Genomic DNA, 18,586 nt, shown 5'->3' with positions numbered 1-18,586 from the left:
TATAAACATTTTATTTTAAAGTAAAACATTAAATACAAATACTTTACTCCATGACTTCCAGTGAGATACGTAAAAAGTTCTTGAATTACTTCCAAGAAAAGCAGCACAAAATAGTGCCCTCAGCGCCTATGGTGATCAAAGATGACCCTACTCTGATGTTTACCAATGCCGGTATGAATCAGTTTAAAGATTATTTTTTAGGAAATAAAAGTGCTGAAGCAACAAGGGTAACCGATACACAGAAATGTCTTCGGGTTTCTGGAAAACATAACGATTTGGAGGAAGTAGGTCATGATACCTACCATCATACCATGTTTGAAATGCTAGGAAACTGGTCGTTTGGAGATTATTTCAAAAAGGAAGCTATAGCGTGGTCTTGGGAATTATTGACCGAAGTTTATAAGCTCCCGAAAGAAAGATTGTATGTAACGGTCTTCGAAGGAGATAAAGCAGATAATATACCCTTTGATCAAGAGGCTTATGATTTTTGGAAATATCATATTGATGAATCCAGAATATTAAAAGGAGACAAAAGTGATAATTTTTGGGAGATGGGTGATACCGGTCCATGTGGTCCTGCTTCTGAAATTCATGTGGATTTGAGAGATGAAGCGGATATAGCAAAAATACCTGGGAAGGATTTGGTGAATAATGACCATCCCTTAGTAGTAGAAATCTGGAATTTGGTTTTTATCCAATTCAACAGGAAGGCCGATGGAAGTTTGCATGCATTGCCGGCAAAACACATTGATACGGGTATGGGCTTCGAGCGTATTTGCATGGCCATCCAAAATAAAAAATCTAATTACGATACAGATGTTTTTACTCCTTTATTAGATGAAGTGGCCAAGATTTCTGGAAAAAAGTATGGTGAACTAAGCAAAATAGACATTGCATTCCGTGTAATTGTGGATCATATCAGAGCAATTTCCCTATCTATTTCTGATGGGCAATTGCCGTCCAATAATAAAGCGGGCTATGTAATTAGAAGAATTTTAAGAAGAGCAGTCCGCTATGGCTATACTTTCTTAGATTTAAAAGAGCCTTTCCTTTATAAATTGGTTTCAATTTTAGCCAAGCAGTTTGAAGAGGTTTTTTCTGAATTGAAAGCACAGCAAGAATTAGTCGAGAAAGTAGTTAAAGAAGAAGAAACAGCATTCTTAAGAACATTGGAGAATGGATTGAGAAGATTGGACAGCATAAAAGCCGAGCTTTCGCAAAGTAGCAAATCAGCTATATCTGGTGCAGTGGCTTTTGAATTGTATGATACTTATGGCTTTCCATTGGATTTAACTGCTTTGATTGCGAAAGAGAATGGATTAACTGTTGATGAAAAAGGCTTTGAGCAAGCAATGACTGAGCAAAAAAATCGCTCAAAATCAGCAGCTAAAATGGAAACAGGCGACTGGAAAATTGTGAACGAAGGCAGTGATGTAGAATTTGTTGGGTACGATGAAAATAAATCGGAAGCCAAAATTTTAAGATACCGTGCTGTAAAAACTAAGAATAAAGAACAAATTCAGGTGGTACTAGATAAAACCCCTTTCTATGCGGAAAGTGGTGGTCAAATAGGTGATACTGGTAATCTCAAAATTGGAGATCAAACCATTAAGGTATTGGATACCAAAAAGGAAAACGACTTGATTGTTCATTTTGTGGATAAAATTCCTTCGCGATTAGATGCTAAGGTATATGCTGAAATAGATAATGAGCGCAGAAGGAAAATTGTTTATAATCATTCCGCTACCCACCTCTTACATGCGGCCTTAAGGGAAATTTTAGGAGATCATGTGCAACAAAAGGGTTCTTTGGTTTCAGACAAAATATTACGTTTCGATTTTTCTCATTTTTCTAAAATGACTGATGAAGAAATACTGAAAGTGGAGCGCAGGGTAAATGAAAAAATCAGGGAAAACATTCCGCAACAAGAGGAACGAAATATTCCTATTGAAGAAGCAAAAGCCAAAGGAGCTATGGCACTCTTTGGAGAGAAATATGGAGATAATGTAAGAATGATTACATTCGATCCGAATTATTCAGTAGAGCTTTGTGGTGGTGTCCATGTGTCGGCTACTGGAAATATAGGGCAATTTAAAATCACCACTGAAACTTCTGTAGCGGCTGGAATTAGAAGGATCGAAGCTGTAACAGGAGAAAAGGCAGAAGAATATCACTTAAATCAAGAAGCAATTCTAAAGCAAGTGAATGCTTTATTGAAAAGCCCGAAAGATTTGGCTCAGGCAGTAGAGCAGTTGATGAAAGAGAAGAATGAATTGCAAAAATCTTTGGAGAAGGAGCAATCAAAGCAGGCAGGTCAATTGAAAGATGAGTTAATCAAAAATGCTGAGAAGAAAGGCGATATTACAGTGATCATCAGCGAGATTACTTTGCCTAATGCCGATGCTTTAAAGAAATTATCCTTTGAGCTTAAAAATGAGGTCGATTCGTTATTTGCAGTTTTAGCTTGCGAGATCGATGGAAAACCGCAGATTTCTGTAGTGATTTCAGACAATTTGGTTGAAAACAAAGATTTGAATGCGGGAAAAATCATAAGAGATTTGGCTAAAAATATTCAAGGAGGAGGCGGTGGTCAGGCCTTTTTTGCCACAGCAGGTGGGAAGAAATTGGAAGGTTTAGCAGATGTAGTAGCACAAGCCAAAACTATGGCTAAGGAATTATAAAAATATGTCTTTAGACGAATCTATAAGAAATAAATATACGGTCGTAATTGGGCTTGAAGTTCATGCGCAGCTGCTAACAGAAAGCAAATTGTTTTGCGGTGATTCAACGGCATTTGGAGCAAGTCCGAATACTCACATAAGTCCAATTTCGTTGGGTCATCCCGGCACCTTACCAAAGCTCAATAGAAAAGCTGTGGATTACGCCATCAAAATGGGATTGGCGTGTGACTGCCAGATTACAAAAGAAAATATATTTGCCAGAAAAAATTATTTCTATCCGGATTTGCCTAAAGGGTATCAAGTCACTCAAGATAAAGCACCAATTTGCGTAGGTGGCAAAGTGTGGATAAAGCCAAAAGGCGCTATAGAAGAAAAAGCCATTGCATTGAATAGAATCCACATGGAGGAAGATGCTGGTAAATCAATCCATACTGAAGATGCAATGGATACTTTGGTCGATTATAATAGAGCAGGAGTTCCTTTGATTGAGATTGTAACTGAACCAGATTTGCGAAGTGCAGATGAAGCTTACTCCTTTTTAACAGAAGTAAGAAAGCTGGTGAGGTACCTAGAAATATGCGATGGTAATATGGAAGAAGGTTCCTTGAGATGCGATGCCAATGTTTCTGTGATGTTGAAAGATGCCGAGCAATACGGAAGCAAGGTAGAAGTTAAAAACATGAACTCCATCAGAAATGTACATCGAGCTATTGAACATGAAGCAGAAAGACTAATTCTTTTGCTGGAAAAAGGAGAGACTATCATCTCAGAAACGCGTGATTTTGATGCGGGCAGCGGAACAACTTCCAGCCTTAGGACAAAAGAAGAATTGAATGACTATCGTTATTTCCCAGAGCCGGACTTATCTCCCTTAATTGTTGATGAGAACTGGATTGATGAAATTAAAGTTCAGATGCCAGCACTTCCACGTGAACTATATCAGAAGTTTGTAACTGAGTATGGTATTCCGGATTATGATGCGCAGGTATTAATTGATTCAAAAGAAGTAGCTCTTTATTTTGATGCACTTTGTAAAGAGACCCAGAATTACAAATCTGCATCTAATTTGGTAATGGGGCCAGTGAAGTCGTACCTGAACGAACATGGTTCAAGTATTGATCAGTTTTCTATCTCTCCGCAGCGATTAGCAGGATTGATAAAACTGGTTGATGAAGGCAAAGTGAGTAATACTATTGCAAACCAGCAAATTTTTAGTAAAATGTTGGAAAACCAGGGATCTGATGCTCAGGCTATTGCAGAGGAAGAGAACTTAATTCAAGAAAGTTCGTCTGAGAATATTCAGCCAATAATTGATGAAGTATTAAGTGAGCTTTCAGATAAAGTGAAAGAATATAAATCTGGAAGAAAAGGATTAATAGGATTGTTCGTTGGCGAAGTAATGAAAAGGAGCAAGGGCAAGGCAGATCCTAAAAAGACAAATGAATTATTACAACAAACTTTAAAATAGAATATGAAGATTATCTTAAGAAATAGTGCATTAGCTATTATTGCAGCTTTATTTTTTGTTTCCTGCGGAAGTGAAAAAGAAGATAAGTCAGGAGTTACGATTAGTGGTAGGGTAGAAAATCCACAGGACCAGGGTGTGATTTCATTAGCTAAAATTAGTGCTGGTAAAAGAGAAGTGGTGGATACCCTTTATTTGGACGCCAATAATACGTTTGAAACCTCGGTGGATGTTACAGGTCCAGAATTTTTTCAATTGAATTTTTATAATAATCAGGTTGCAACCCTGATCGTCAGTGAAGATGATTTAAAAGTGGTCGTTGATGGAGCAGATAGAAATGGCAAGTTGGAGATTTCCGGTTCAAAAGATATGGAGTATATGACCCAGCTGCAGGATATCATGAAGAAGCAACAAAAAGAGGTTGAAGAAATCAATAAAGAGTTCATGGCTGCCAGAAATGCTCAGGATGAAGAAAAAATGAAGAACATCCAGGATGATTTCCTTTTGATGCAAGAAAAGAAGAAAGAAAATATCAAGAAACAGATTGAGGAAATGTTACCTTCTTTGGCTGCTATTCAAGGAATGAATTTTTTCAATCCAAATGAAGATTTTGAATTTATGAAAAAAGTAGCAGATCAAATTGCAGCAGCACATCCAAATTCCGAAATGGCTACTTTTTATAAACAGCAAATGGATGAGATGGCTAAGATTTCTGTAGGAGCTCAAGCTCCTAATTTTAGTATGCCAACACCTGAAGGAGACACGGTAAGTTTGAAAGACTTCAGAGGAGATTACGTATTGGTTGATTTTTGGGCTGCATGGTGCAAGCCGTGCCGACAGGAAAATCCAAACATTGTAGAAGCTTACAGCAAATATAAAGATGCAGGATTCCAGATTTTAGGAGTTTCCCTTGATAAAAAACGTGAAGATTGGTTAAAGGCAATTGAAGTAGATAATTTGCAATGGACTCAGGTTTCGGAGTTGAAATTTTGGCAAACTCCAATAGTACAAGAATATAAAATCAATGGTATTCCGTATTCATTATTACTGGACCCCGAGGGAAAAATTGTAGCTAAAAATCTAAGAGGAGAGAGGTTACACGAGAAACTTGCCGAAATTTACGGAGAGCCAAAGCCAGCCAGTTGATATTTAAATTTCTTAATTTACAGACCCTAATTCGATTATGAATTAGGGTTTTTTTATGTTCAATATTGCTTAAAATAGCTTAAATTAGTGATTAACGGAGATTGTCGTGTAAAAGTCGGGGTTAATATTGATTAATTCATTTTATTTTAGTGTACAAAGAAGCTACTTGCCATGGTCAACAAAACAATATATAACATGAAACAACCTGAATTAGGCCATAAAATCCAAAATTGGAGGAAGGCGCAAGGGCTTACGCAAGAAGAGCTTGTAGAAAAATGTAATTTAAATGTTCGTACCCTTCAAAGAATTGAAGCGGGTGAGGTACTACCCAGAAGCTATACCGTGAAATCAATCTTGGAAGTGCTAAAGGTGGACTTTTCTGAACTGAATCTAAAAGAAGAGCAGAAAAATCAATTATCAGTTTTACTGGAAAGTAAAAGGTCATTCTTGAAGTGGGGCGCAATTGTAGGGATTATTTATCTATGTCTATCATTTGTTGAAGGCTTTATGGAAATAGGCTTTTATGACGAAAGTATGAGCGATGTCTCTGGCTTGAATTATAGCCTTGTAAAAATTGGAGTGATGCTTTCATTCGCTTTCTTTTACTATTCCTTCTTTTTGATTGGGAAAGCATTAAATGATGATTTTTTAAAGATTAGTGCATTATTTATGATAGCACTTATAGTGATCAGTAATATTAATGATATAGCTGTGTTTTATTCTGGCTATCTATCTGTAGAAACACTCTTGATCATGAGAAGTGTGATCTTTGGAATTGGTTATTTGTTATTAGGGACAGCTTTTGCCTTAAAGCAAAAATCCTTGGGTACACTTTCATTGGTAACCGGAATTTTCGGTATTGTCTCCGGCTTGGGTTTTGTAAGTATTTTACTAGCAATTCCTGCGCTCTTTACTTTGACCGTTTTTGAAATCTTAATGCTAGTGATGATTTTTAAGGTGATGAGCTCAAGTGAAGTTTCAAATGACCATCAGAAGGATCAGTTTTCTGCGGTACTTTCTTAATTTTTTTGATTAGTACTTAGGGAACTCTTGATAAATACCGCATAGCTTGAAAGCCAAATAATCTTTGCTCGGAGGGAGCGGGAGGGAGGACAAAACAGCAAGCCAGCGTTGGGGAGTGCGTAGAAGCATTGTTTTGTCTTGAATTTTTGTTTCTTTTTGTTCAATCAAAAAGAAAGGTAGATAAGTACAAAGTATAATTTGGGAAATAGTATTGTCAAATATCTCTAAAACCTCAAATTTCAATCAAAAGATTTAATTTTGAAGTTTTATAAATGACTTAGATTCAAAATAAAAAGTCTTTAAGTATATTTAAAGCTATATTAATATCGTTTTTTATTTACCGAAAGGGCTCTATTTATAGTAACAACAAAAAAAGGGATTCTGATCTAACACCAGAATCCCTTTTGAATTTATTTTAAGATCAAATTTTAATCCTTCTGAACACCTGGTACATTCTCAGGACGTTTCGTTTGCCACTCAAATTTCTCAGCCTTCTTTTCTCTTGGGGCTACTTCATCTAAAGTATTGGCATCATAAACTCTACCATTTTTGATTACGTGCGTCAAAGTGTTGGTATTTCTGATTTCTTCTAATGGATTTTTATCCATAATCAATAAATCAGCTAATTTACCTTCTTCTATACTTCCTAAGTCACCTTCTAAGCCTAAAGCTTCCGCTCCTAGAATAGTAGCCGTTCTTAAAGCATCGAGATTGGTCATGCCACCGCTTGCAACAGACCATAACTCCCAGTGATAACCTAAGCCTTGCAGTTGCCCGTGGCTACCGACTCCGCCTATACCATCTGCTTCTACTAAATCTTTCATGAATTTGGCATGCTTAGGGAAAACGTGTTCCTCTTCCATAAACCATGCGCCTCTTCTTCTCGATTTTTGAGCCAACTCTTCATAAGGCGTGAAGTATTTTAATTTCTCATCATGGTAAGGGTCTTCAGTAGCATAGTAAAACTCTTCCGCCCATGGTCCACCATAAGATACCAATAGGGTGGGGGTTACAGCCATTTTAGATTCTGCAATAGTTTGAACGGCATCTTTGTAAATGCCTACAATGGGTAAACTATGCTCATGACCAGGATATCCATCCAATAGTTGCGTCATATTCAGTTTGTAATCCAAACCTCCTTCAGTGGTTGGCATTAATTCTAATTCCTTAGCGGCCATAATGATCCATTGTCTCTGCTGACGATTACCCACTAAATACATTTTGATACTCTTGGTATCATAGTATTCACTGTACTGTTTCAATACTTCTTTGGCATGCTCCAAAGATTTGATTTTATACATCCAATAGCCAACACCAGGGCCAGTACTGTATACTCTAGGTCCGTGGATCATCCCTGAATTCACCATGTCTGAATAGGTCAAAACATCGGTGGTAGCCGTTTGCGGGTCACGAGTAGTGGTTACCCCATAAGCTAAATTAGCTGAGTAAATCCAAACCTGATTTTTATGTAAACCCCAATTTGGCCACATATGCGCGTGTGTATCTACAAATCCTGGTGTGATGGTTTTACCGCCAGCCTCAATGGTTTTAGCTCCTTTTGGAACTTCTAAACTACCACTTTCACCAACTGCCGTAATTCGGTTGTTTTCAATTAAGATATCTCCATTTTCAATCACACCCTGATCAGTCATGGTGATGATTCTCGCACCTTTTAACAGGATAGTGCCTTCTGGAATATCTTTTTCATAAGCTACTTTTACTTTTATCTCTTTAGCCGTGAAGCCTTCCTCTTTCTCTTCTTTGTCTTTTTTCTCATCTGCTTTTTCTTCCTTGTCCTCTTCTTCCTTGTCTTCCTCAGAATCTTTATCTTCGTCCTTCTCCTCCTCTTTCTTTTTGGCAGCTTCTTTTTTAGCCGTTGCAACACTATCCGCATAAGCTTTACCAGCAGCTAAATCATAAATGAAATGACTGGCGCCTAATGACCAATGTACTTTTTTACTATCACCAGACCATGCAGGGAATTCGCCTCCCATAACGGTTAATTTCATGGCAGGGAAAGCAGCATTATCTGCTTTCGCTAATGAGATTTTAGGCGTCTGACCATATTTCGGAATCGTTACCGAATACACATCATTATTGATTTTTGCCAAAGCCGTTTCTCCATCGGGAGAAATTCTGATTTCCGATGGCTTCGAAGCTTTATTATTTTCTCTCCATGCTTTCTCATCACCTGGCAAAATATTATGAGAACCATCGTGCGCATGAATCATATCAATAGAAGAACCATAAGTGGTAATTCCAGTCAATTGTAAATGTTCCTTCTCATCAGTACCATCCCATCTGATTGAAATCAGACCTTTAGACCCATGATTGAGGTAAATTCTGTCCGACACTTTTGAGAAATGAGGAGTACTTCTTCCTTTTGCTTTATCAATTAAGGTTACTTTTCCACCTTCAGCAGAAATCCAAGCTAAATCTTCCATCGTTAATGAACCGAATGGGTCAATAGCATCTTTATAGACCTGATTCGCTCCTCTATTGAATACGATTCGGTTTTGAGTATAAGACCATTCCGGATCAAGGTATAGCGCTGGGTTTTGTGTCAGCTTTACTGGCTTTCCTCTGCCATTAGAATTAATTTTATATAAATGTCCGCCTTCTTTTTCTTCCCAGGTAGAAAATACAATTTGACTACCGTCTGGTGACCATGCTGGCATCGCTTCAGTGAAATTATGCTTGGTTAATCTTTTTGGATCTCCATCAGGCAAATCCATCACATATAATCGGTTTAAAGCAGTAAAAGCCAATTTACTTCCGTCAGGAGACGGTACACCATCTCTGATTTGGGTAACAAATGCTTCTTTGTTATCTGAAATCGGATATTCGAATTTCAATCTTGGGCCCAATTCCAATTTCAAATCTACTTCGAATGGAATTTCTGAAGCCGTTTTTGCGTTGATGTCGATTTTATGGATTTTTCCCCCATAAGTGGCAATTATAAACTTACTGTCTGGCGTGAATGACATAGCCGGATAAACGCCTAAAGGAGCGATTGATTCTTGCTCATCTCTCTGTACCGGATAGGCCAACCATTCTTCATCACCTGTTTTTAAATCTCTTCTTACTAAACCCGTTTCAGTTTCAAAACGAGTTCCGTACACCAACCATTTTCCATCAGGTGATAAGGTAGGAGTAAAGGCTGATCCGTAGCGTGAAGTGATGCTTGCCATATCACCATCTTCCATATCGTAAGTACCGATTTGATATTGCGGGAATTGCGCATTGTAGTTCCATGCAGATCTCCTTTGTGAAAAGTAGATCAGAGTCCCATCAGGACTGATGGCGGGATCAGTGGCTTTTAAGTTGTCAGGTTTGTCGATTAATTGAGCACCAGAGCCGCCTTCTTTGTGGTAAATATGTAGTTTGGCATTTCTTCTACCCTTTGAACCTACAATATATTCGCCATCTGGGGTCCAGTCGGCTGAGAAATAATTTTGGTTATCATCTTTGGTGATTTGCTTCATCTCTTCCGATTCCAAATCCATCGTCCAGATGTTGTCTGAACCGCTTTTGTCAGAGATAAAAACAATTGATTTTCCATCTGGGCTGTAACGAGGATGCACATCATAAGGCATACCTTCTGTTATTTTCGTGGCTTTTCCACCCGTAAAAGGAATGGAATATATATCCCCCATCATATCAAAAAGGATGGTCTGCCCATTCGGACTCACATCCACAGAAAGCCAGGTGCCTTCTTTAGTGGTAAACTCGATGGTTCTTTCCGGTTCTAGCGGAAGTTCTTTGGTTGCTTTTTTAGTGCTATCTGCCTTTTCATCTTCCTGGGCAAAAGCACTAAAATTGATTGCGATTACCGCAATCAACAGGCTTAGTATGCTATATTTCTTCATAGATTAAATGGTTATTTATAGTAGAAATGTAGTGAAATTTGCCCATTATGTGCAGAGTTATTTTAGGAATGGTTGATTTGTTAAGCTGAATCATTTGCAAAAATGCTAGTTAGCTGACAATTCAGTTCAAATAATGATAGTACCTTCGCTTATATAATTAGAAAAATGTTATGAGAAATTTAGTAGTCCTTATTGCCTTGGTATTTGTTTCCTGTTCAGGTCAAAAGGATAATAAAAAAGAGAATTCACCTCAGAGCTTAGCTGTACCACAACAAGTTAATCCGATCATTAAATCCATTCAGGAAGCTCATAATCTTGATGCGTTTATGGAGGAAAAGATTATTTCCTTTGACATAAATTTGATTTTTGGAGGTAATGAGCGCCTGGATGCTAGGATTTATTCCACTACTAATTCTTCTAAAGTACTGGTGGAGAATTCAGAGAATACTCGATTATTATTTGATGGAAATGATATATGGGTTCATCCTAAAGACAGCTTATATGAGGGAGCAAGATTCGATGCCTTGACTTGGTCCTATTTCTTTATGGCGCCTTTTAAATTGAACGACCCAGGAACGCATCATACGGAACCTAAAAAGTTACCTTATCAGGAAAATGACAGTTTGATGACCACTAAAATGACATTCGGTGAAAATATCGGAGATGCGCCTGATGATTGGTATGTAGTCTATCAGAATGAAGAAAGTCAGGTATTGGAAGCGATGGCCTATATCGTAACTTTTGGTGGACGTGATCAAGCCAAAGCCGCCCAAAACCCACATGCTATTAGTTACTCTGATTATAAGAAAGTGGAGGATATTCCCTTTGCGCAGCAATGGAAATTCTGGAACTGGAGTGAGAAGAACGGTTTAGCAGAGCAGCTGGGAAAAGCGACTATTTCTAATATTCAATTCTCAGATGATGCTTCTATTTTTGATAAGAAAGAAGGGGCCGTGAAGGTGGCTGAATAGTGAGAGAAATAGAGGGTTAAATGGGTACCCACTACTTGTGTGTGCTAGTTTAGCCTATTTTTCTGCCACTATTTTTTCATAGTCCACGCTGGCTTTTGCTCTGCCTTCTGGGTTTGGGTCTAAGTAGAGTTCGTAGCCTTTTAAGAGTTTTACTTTTTTTACTTCATCTTTCAGGATCGGGATTTTTTTGATGACTTTCCCTTCCTGCTGGACTCTTATAAAGAATTCTCTCTTCCCAATATTTTTCACGATTGCATAGCAATCTTGTCCGAAATAAGGATTTATGGTGGCATCTTGACCAGTACCTTTTCCTGTCATAATCATGCTCTGGGAGGGTTCCAACACGAATTTGGTTTGTGCACTGCTTTCAAAATGCAGAAATAATATTAGCGAAGTGGCAAGGATTATGATTTTCATGACGGTATGATTTATTGCAAAAGATTTGCTAAATATATCTTAATATTTGATATCTAAGTAGTTATAAAGCAATTTATTAATTTCAAACTTCTGTTTTCACTTGGTCTACTTTCACTTTTATGAGTTGCTTGAAACCATCACAATTAAAATTATTATGCTAAAAAAGGCAATTCCAATGAATGCGTTTAAAAATATATTTTCATTCCAATAGGCTTTAAGAGACCTCTTTCTTCCGCCTAAAAGCTAACGGATAACTGCACCTGGGAAACTGAATAGGAAATTTATGGGGCCTTCGATGAAAATGGTTGTGAGTAATTCTGCTGTTTTAATTATTGGGGGTGACGTTTAGTATATGAAAAGTAGGCGAATTTGAAGAACGGAACTTTCAGTTGAACACGAACTTTGATTCAAGCTAAAAGCTTTGATTTTATTGCTGTTTCGCCTATTTTTTATATACATTGTTGTGTAGCGTTGTTAATTCTTCAATTTCATTTTTAAGATTATCTCTTTCGTTTTGAAGTTCTTCGTAACGACCTAAGTCAAAATTGAATTCAGAAAAGACCTTAGATGTTATCTCTGACTCTTTGGTTTCAAAATACTTTTTTGGATTTATGTCTTTTCCGTAAATAGCAGGGTATAGGTAGGTCGCAATTATCCCAATTGCCCCTAAAAAGTAGGTTATTGGTTCCATAGTTTCCCAACCCACTTTATACGTTATTATTCCCAAAATTATAAAGTAGGATATGACGATAAGTGAAAAGCTTAATTTATAGCGATTAAATCTTTTGTCAGCCTGTCTTTGAATCGGGATTTTTTGCTTGGCAAGTTCACTGATTGAATTCTCCTTTTCACTTAACAAGTTTTCTTTAAATTGAATTTTTTCAGAGTTGAAATTTTCTTCTGCTTTATTTCTATCTCTATTTAATTCCTCAAGCTCTTTTTCATACTCGCGAGAAACGAAATCAATTGTTTTCTTATAAATCTCTTCTGGGTTATTGTCCCCATTCATGATTCCGTCAAATTTCAACTCGACCATTTTATCCAAGATAGATTCTTGTTTTTCAAAATCTTCAGTTATCTCACTTATTCCCGCAAGCACTGTCTGCAAATCGTCTTCTTTGATAACAGGGGTATTGGTCTTGAGTCTTAGAAAAGATAAAAAGCTTGAGTAATCGTTTGAACTTCTTGAATGATATTTAAGCAGTATAGCCATCCATTGGCTTGGGATTAGTGCTATTGGTTGAAACTCATTTCTGGCAAAATCCCAATCCCTTAGCTTTTGGTCGGTCGAAACAAAGAAATACTTAGTATCTGTTATTGAATTCTGATTCTGTCCCCTAAGTGTTTCTACGAGGTAAGTGTTTATTGCGTCAAAATAATGTGATTGTTCATAACCATAACCTTTCGCAGCCGCTATTTCATCCTGATATTCTGAAATTTTCTTTTCGGGTTCTTTTGCTTTTGGATCAAAGGGAATTTTGTAAACCGTTTCTACGTTGTACTTCTTCTTAAATGATTCAAGTTCCGAAAAAAGATGGGTTGTGAAAAGGTCAAATCCATATGTTGCTCTATTAGTTTTCCATTTATGATAGTATTCATAAATACTTGGGTTTAATGAGTACTTAGAAAACAATCGATAATTGATTCTTTTGAAAGGGACTTTTTGAAGGTTCTTAATATGATGCTTTATTGTTTCCTTGAACTCCTTTTCTGTGAATGACGAAATTTTAAATTTCTGTCCTGCTGAAATACACTTTTCTATGAATGTTGTAATTCGATTTTTTCGGTTTTCACCATTTATTCCTATTGCTCTGTAAAGGACGTTATTGTCCAAATAAAATATTTTATCCTTAATAGATTTGAGAAAAATATCTGAACTTTCGTAATGGTTGTTAATAACCGCATATTCAATTGAGTAACTAATTAGGGCAAAAATTGCTTTGTTCTTCTCATTATCTTCCCATTCAATGAATTGATTTATAGCTAGTCGCTCCGCTACAGTAAAGAGGCTTGGATCAATGTACAGATTGTCAGTAGAATTAGAGCTCTTTGCAATTTTCTTAAATGCTTGAATATTCTTATTTAGAAGTTCATATAGGTATTTGTGTAGAATCTCATCAAGTTTACTAGTATTTAATTCCCCTTCATAAACTGATGATTGAAATCTCTCAATATGTGGGAATATGGAATTTTCTTTTTCTCTTTCTTTTAAGAGTGCGAATCTTTTATTTTCAAGTTTTAAGTAGTTCTCCTTGAATGAGTTGTCAAGCCTTATGTCAAAGTTGGATTTCTTTTCATCGTTGATCAGGCTGTAAATTTCTTCGGTATCAAAGTCTAATTCTAGTGACGATTTAAGTTCATCAATTATTTGGTCAATAGTGAGTTCTTTATTGTCATTCTCAACAAAAAGGGATTCAATTATCTTACGTTGAACAGTAGTTGACTTTATTGCAGAGCTTTCTTCAGAAAATATAATTGCTGCTGTTCTTGAGATATTTTTACTGTTCATTTAGTCTCTTTGTTTTTAATGCTACACAACAATTGGCTATCAAAATTGCTGATAAATATTATTATTCAATTGTCGATAGCCCAATATATTCAGTATATCTACATTATTAATACACCCTAAATCCCCTAAAAACCATTTTGAATATTCGTCAGGCGGGCTTTGTAGGATTTAGTTGAATACTCTAATTACGAGATTTATTTATACTTTTCCTTGGATCGGCTTTATTATTTCTATGAACGGCTTAAATATAGCTATGAATATTGATTTGCGAACGTTCAACAGATGCTTCATGATTGGTTTTTCCGCTGGTCTATGAGATTCTCAATTTTTTGGGTTGAGGGTATTGCTTGATTAGAGTTCGCTATTTCAGGATCAGACAAATAATTTAAAGGAAATGCGAAATGATATGACGGAAGTTGGTTTTGAAGGAGGTGTTTATGGTATGTTAGCCTGTCAGTTTGTTCATTGTGTATATAGATGAGTCAAGTTTCATCCCTTAGCTAGATATTTACAAATATAGAATTGACCCAATAGCGTCTATTCAAGAACTTAATTACATGTATAGGCTACCCTGTTGCTATAATTTTCTGCCTCTTGTTCAAAAAAGTTGCAGTTATGTGTTGATCCTGCAGCTTTATAGGCCAGAAAGAATATAGGGCCGTTTAAATCAAAGTATATGAATTTTGAGAGGTTTTTGTAAAGCGCGTATTTAGATTTTAAATTTTGATCAAAAGAGTATAAAAAGGCATTAGGCCCTACCATTCTGTCATATTGAAGGATGTGAGCTACTTCGTGAGCGTAGGTGCTGTAATATCTATCATCAGAAAAGCCACTGCTCATACCGATTGAGCTTACTTGGCCAGTGGCACTTCCGCTGCCGATTGCAGAAGAAAAATATTGAGAAGTCTCAAAATATAGGATTCCCGTTTGCAGGGATTTTTTTACATCGAGCTTTGCATTCCTACCAGCAACCAAAATACCATAAATGGATGATGTGAAGAGCCTTCCCCTAAATTTCTTTTGGTAAGGATAATATTCCAAGCGCGTAATATACAGGTTGAGGTGTAAGCGTTCGAACATTCTATGGCCTTCAGCAGCATTTTGAATAATCGAGCTTCCCAGGGAGTTCACAATTCTTGCGGGCCAGGCATAAGAAATATTGCGTTGTTTTTGTACTTGATGCGTTAATGAGAATCCAATATGACTAACAGCACCTCCTATAGCTCCCTGATAAAATCCTTTGGTAAATGCTTGAAAACCTGATTTATTTCCATTGTTATTGATTAAGCCACCTAGCCCGCCAATTAGCCCATTAAATCCAATATTCAAAGCAGTGAACTGGGCCCTTTGATTTCTGAATTCATTAGCTTGACCTTGAGCTGTAGTCGATAATATCAGTAAAAATATAATAAGACCTATATTTTTCATATTTCTGTAGGATTATAACGGTTTGTATATTCATAGCGGGACCGTTTAGGAAGCATTATCGCATTGACATTCTGAGTTCTCCTTTTCACTTCTTCGCCTTTTTAATAAGTTTTATAGCCCAGTCATAATGGCTTGAAGTAGCCGATACAAGGTAGGCACCTAGTGAGGTAGTTCCAGTCCATTTGTATCTTTTCTTTTCAAATAGTTCCTCATCACTATGTTTCTCAATTAAACTCCTAATTTTTTCGTAGCTTGATTTGAAATTCTTCTTGGCATCTTCAAGAGGGGTGTTCTTATATTTTTCCCAAATCCAGCTGTTTAATTCAGGAGTTGTCTTCCAAGTGTATCCTTTGGCTGGCATATCTGGTTTTTCTCCTTTCATTCCTTGCGCGTACCAATCAATCATCATTAAATGCCAATGGTGAAGATGCATGAGTACATCTCCAATATTTCGATTCATTGTTCCTTTCGGAAAAGGAGATTTTTGTTCTTCTTCGGATAAACTTTCAATGAAATCCATCAGAAGTTCAAAGTTCTTTTTGCTCAAATTCAGCAAATCAGCTTTATTCTTTGGTCGTGCCATATTTTTTAGAAATGTCTGTTAAATGTTTATGAATGTGGTGGGATACTACTTCTAAATGCTCGCTCCTTGAATAATCCCGTGAACCCTTCTTATAGGGTATTAGGTTTATGGTATCATCAAATATGAATTCTTCAATGGTGGCTTGGGCCGCTTTCAATCGTTTGATTAGACTTGCGATGGATTCGTTTTTTGTGGTTTCGACACTTTGTATGTTAACTTCTGAAAGTTTCCCTTTTAAGGGTTTGGGTTGAATGCCCTTGCCTAAATCTGAAATATTCCTCGCAAAACTCTCGTGCCAAAAGGTTATATGTCCAAGAATGTCCTTTGCATTCCAGAATTCATAAACCATTTTATGATAGTCTAGGCCATTCTCAAAAAAGTCAAAAAGCTGATCAAGTTCATTTCTGAGAATTTCAAGATTTGATTTTATATGGTTCTCCTTTTCTGTCATTTCAGCTTAATCAGGCTTGACGTTTAGGCCATGATGAGTGGGGAATAGAAAGCACTAGCCTTTCCTCTCGCAGATAGCCATACAGTAGTATAAATTTACAATTTGTGGCGGACTTTCCAAGTAGCACTAAAATTTCTTGACCGATGAAACCCCTTCATTCATATCATTTGTTAGCGAGATTTTACCAATGAAATTCTCGGTCATTGATCAAAGCATTCTCAGGAACATAAATGTCTGTAATAGTTGTTGTTTTGCTGGAAAATTGCTTGTGATTAAACTGCAATGTCATCTGTTCATCCGTTAGTCGCAGAACCTTAAAAAGTTTGTAATTCTTTTCAATGTTCATCAGTGCTGGTAACTGCTGGCTTTCAATTCTAATGTAGTAGTTTCCTTTCTTGTCCTTCGCAAATTCCCATGTCGCGTTAAGACTTTCTCCGCAATCTCTATTTTCACCAGAGTTGTTATGCATTGTCATGTCACCCTTATACGTTTCTCTGTGAGATAAAAAACAATCTCCCATGTTCATCCGAGTTTTATTATTGAATCTACGGGCTAATTTCCATGTTTTAGTTGAGTCTCCGGTTAACAGAAATTTCGCATTCGTTGGGAGTTCGTAAGGTGGTTTCTCAGGCTTGGAGCATGAGAGTTGTAAAGTCAACAATACGAGGAATAGAAAAATAGAATTCTTATGCATTTATATGGTGGTTTTAGGGTGAGGGGATAATCCCCGCTAACGCCACTCTATAAATTCATGGCTGTTTAAATATATAAAAATTCGCGCTAACTATTGAGGCAATCCGCAGGATTGGCTGATTAAATTACGTTTTACAAATAAGTCAATCCTGCAGATTGGTGGGCTATCTACAAAGAACGAAACTAACAATAACCTACTTACAGCCATGATTTATACAGGATGTTCAGCTTAGTTATTAATCTACAAATTGTAAGATTCAATCTTTTAAAATTTTCACAACACGACTATACATCACTTCAGATAAATTCCAGTTGTAACCGTCAAAGTTAACCGTATTGGTAAATTGGATCACTACAGCATCCATTTCAGGGTGATATTTTGCGATGGTTTGATAGCCTGGGATTAAACCCGTATGTTCAAATTCATAGATGGAAGCATAAATTTTTTGCTCTTCCTCGTCTGTAAATATTGTGCCCTCATTTAAAGCTCTAATGAATGTACTGAGATCTGCAGCAGTTGCCAGCATAGAGCCTACATTGTCAGTTTTTAAATCTTGTTCATAGCCAACATAATATCCACTCATGACATCGGCTAAATCCACATCCTGAATGGAGGCAAAAGTATTTTTGAGGTCCAATGGCTTTAGTATTTCCTCTTGAATATACTGGAAGTGGTCATAGCCCAAGACTTCATCCATTATTTTACCTAGGAGGAGATAGTTGGTATTGGAATATTGGTAATCTTCGCCAGGCTTGAAGTTCGCAGGTAAATTAAGTATTAAACCCAACTTTTCCTCGTCTGACTCTTTTGGAGCCACCCAATAAAGGTGGGTATTGGTATAGTTGGGAATGCCTGATCGGTGTTGCACCATCATTTTCAAGCTGATCTCATCTGCATATTCTATTTTACCCTTGAGCTCTGGTAAATAGAAAGCTAGACTTTGGTCTAATGATAGCTGTCCGCTTCTTGACATCTTGGCAATAGCGAGTGCGGTATATAATTTGTCCACACTTGCGATTTTGAAAAGCGAATTCGGATCTGCAGGAGTTTTAGTAGCTCTGTTTTTATAACCAGAAGTGAATGACCTAGGTGCTTCTCCTTTTTTATCTACATAAACTATAATGCCATCAAAACCATAATCGCCAGCTCTATCGACTTGTTCCTGTAGGGAATTCGGTAAAGGGCTAAGCCATGCAAAAACTACTGGCCAGGGTACAAAGTATAAAGAGATTGCGGTGCCGACAAACAATAATATCCTTACAATTAGCTTCGCTTTTTTCTTGTCCATTTGATCTTAAAAAGTGATAATACGAAGTAAATATCACGAATTAGAAGCTTATTGTCACTTA

General features: G+C 36.9%; 13 protein-coding genes. 5 read left to right on the top strand and 8 right to left on the bottom strand.

From position 1 onward, the window contains the following. Positions 1-50 precede the first annotated feature (50 nt). From alaS to AAC601_RS16430, 4 genes are all read left to right on the top strand, one after another. Positions 51-2,681 (top strand): alanine--tRNA ligase, encoded by a 2,631-nt coding sequence (gene alaS, locus AAC601_RS16445; protein ID WP_340153860.1) that lies wholly within the window; start codon positions 51-53, stop codon positions 2,679-2,681. A gap of 4 nt (positions 2,682-2,685) precedes the next feature. Next, entirely contained in the window at positions 2,686-4,149 is a 1,464-nt protein-coding gene (gene gatB, locus AAC601_RS16440; protein ID WP_340153859.1) for an Asp-tRNA(Asn)/Glu-tRNA(Gln) amidotransferase subunit GatB, read from the top strand. Between the two features lie 3 nt (positions 4,150-4,152). Beyond that, a complete protein-coding gene (locus tag AAC601_RS16435; RefSeq protein WP_340153858.1) occupies positions 4,153-5,292 on the top strand; it encodes a redoxin domain-containing protein in 1,140 nt (379 codons plus the stop codon). A 195-nt stretch (positions 5,293-5,487) separates the two neighbouring features. Next, a complete protein-coding gene (locus AAC601_RS16430; RefSeq protein ID WP_340153857.1) occupies positions 5,488-6,315 on the top strand; it encodes a helix-turn-helix transcriptional regulator in 828 nt (275 codons plus the stop codon). A gap of 428 nt (positions 6,316-6,743) precedes the next feature. On the opposite strand, the gene AAC601_RS16425 is transcribed toward AAC601_RS16430, so the two are convergent. After that, on the bottom strand, positions 6,744-10,184 hold the full coding sequence (locus tag AAC601_RS16425; protein ID WP_340153856.1) for an amidohydrolase family protein: 3,441 nt from the start codon (positions 10,182-10,184) through the stop codon (positions 6,744-6,746). Between the two features lie 170 nt (positions 10,185-10,354). Between AAC601_RS16425 and AAC601_RS16420 the strand changes: the two genes are divergently transcribed. Then, positions 10,355-11,155 carry a hypothetical protein gene (locus AAC601_RS16420; RefSeq protein ID WP_340153855.1) on the top strand — a complete coding sequence of 267 codons (801 nt, stop codon included), beginning with the start codon at positions 10,355-10,357 and terminating at the stop codon, positions 11,153-11,155. Between the two features lie 54 nt (positions 11,156-11,209). Here the strand turns inward: AAC601_RS16420 and AAC601_RS16415 are convergent, their stop codons facing one another. The 7 genes from AAC601_RS16415 to AAC601_RS16385 all read right to left on the bottom strand — a co-directional run bounded on the left by AAC601_RS16415 (position 11,210) and on the right by AAC601_RS16385 (position 18,525). After that, the gene (locus AAC601_RS16415; protein ID WP_303270729.1) at positions 11,210-11,572 is read right to left on the bottom strand and encodes a hypothetical protein; all 363 of its coding nucleotides are present in this window, start codon (positions 11,570-11,572) and stop codon (positions 11,210-11,212) included. Positions 11,573-12,014: 442 nt separating this feature from the next. Further along, on the bottom strand, positions 12,015-14,081 hold the full coding sequence (locus AAC601_RS16410) for a hypothetical protein (RefSeq protein ID WP_340153854.1): 2,067 nt from the start codon (positions 14,079-14,081) through the stop codon (positions 12,015-12,017). 549 nt (positions 14,082-14,630) lie between these two features. Continuing rightward, the gene (locus tag AAC601_RS16405) at positions 14,631-15,509 is read right to left on the bottom strand and encodes a hypothetical protein (protein WP_303270727.1); all 879 of its coding nucleotides are present in this window, start codon (positions 15,507-15,509) and stop codon (positions 14,631-14,633) included. Positions 15,510-15,594: 85 nt separating this feature from the next. Then, complete coding sequence (locus AAC601_RS16400; RefSeq protein ID WP_303270726.1) at positions 15,595-16,092, bottom strand: ClbS/DfsB family four-helix bundle protein; 498 nt, start codon at positions 16,090-16,092, stop codon at positions 15,595-15,597. After that, complete coding sequence (locus tag AAC601_RS16395; protein WP_303270725.1) at positions 16,073-16,543, bottom strand: hypothetical protein; 471 nt, start codon at positions 16,541-16,543, stop codon at positions 16,073-16,075. Before AAC601_RS16395 ends, AAC601_RS16400 begins: the two co-directional genes overlap by 20 nt. 181 nt (positions 16,544-16,724) lie before the next feature. Continuing rightward, entirely contained in the window at positions 16,725-17,237 is a 513-nt protein-coding gene (locus AAC601_RS16390; protein WP_303270724.1) for a lipocalin family protein, read from the bottom strand. Positions 17,238-17,493: 256 nt separating this feature from the next. Next, positions 17,494-18,525, bottom strand: coding sequence for a serine hydrolase domain-containing protein (locus AAC601_RS16385; RefSeq protein WP_303270723.1), 1,032 nt, complete (start codon positions 18,523-18,525; stop codon positions 17,494-17,496). Positions 18,526-18,586 lie beyond the last annotated feature (61 nt).

This window comes from uncultured Marivirga sp. (genome assembly GCF_963974845.1).
Lineage (GTDB): Bacteria > Bacteroidota > Bacteroidia > Cytophagales > Cyclobacteriaceae > Marivirga > Marivirga harenae.
Note: the sequence above shows the minus strand (reverse complement) of the source record. Positions and strands in the feature narration are given on the sequence as shown.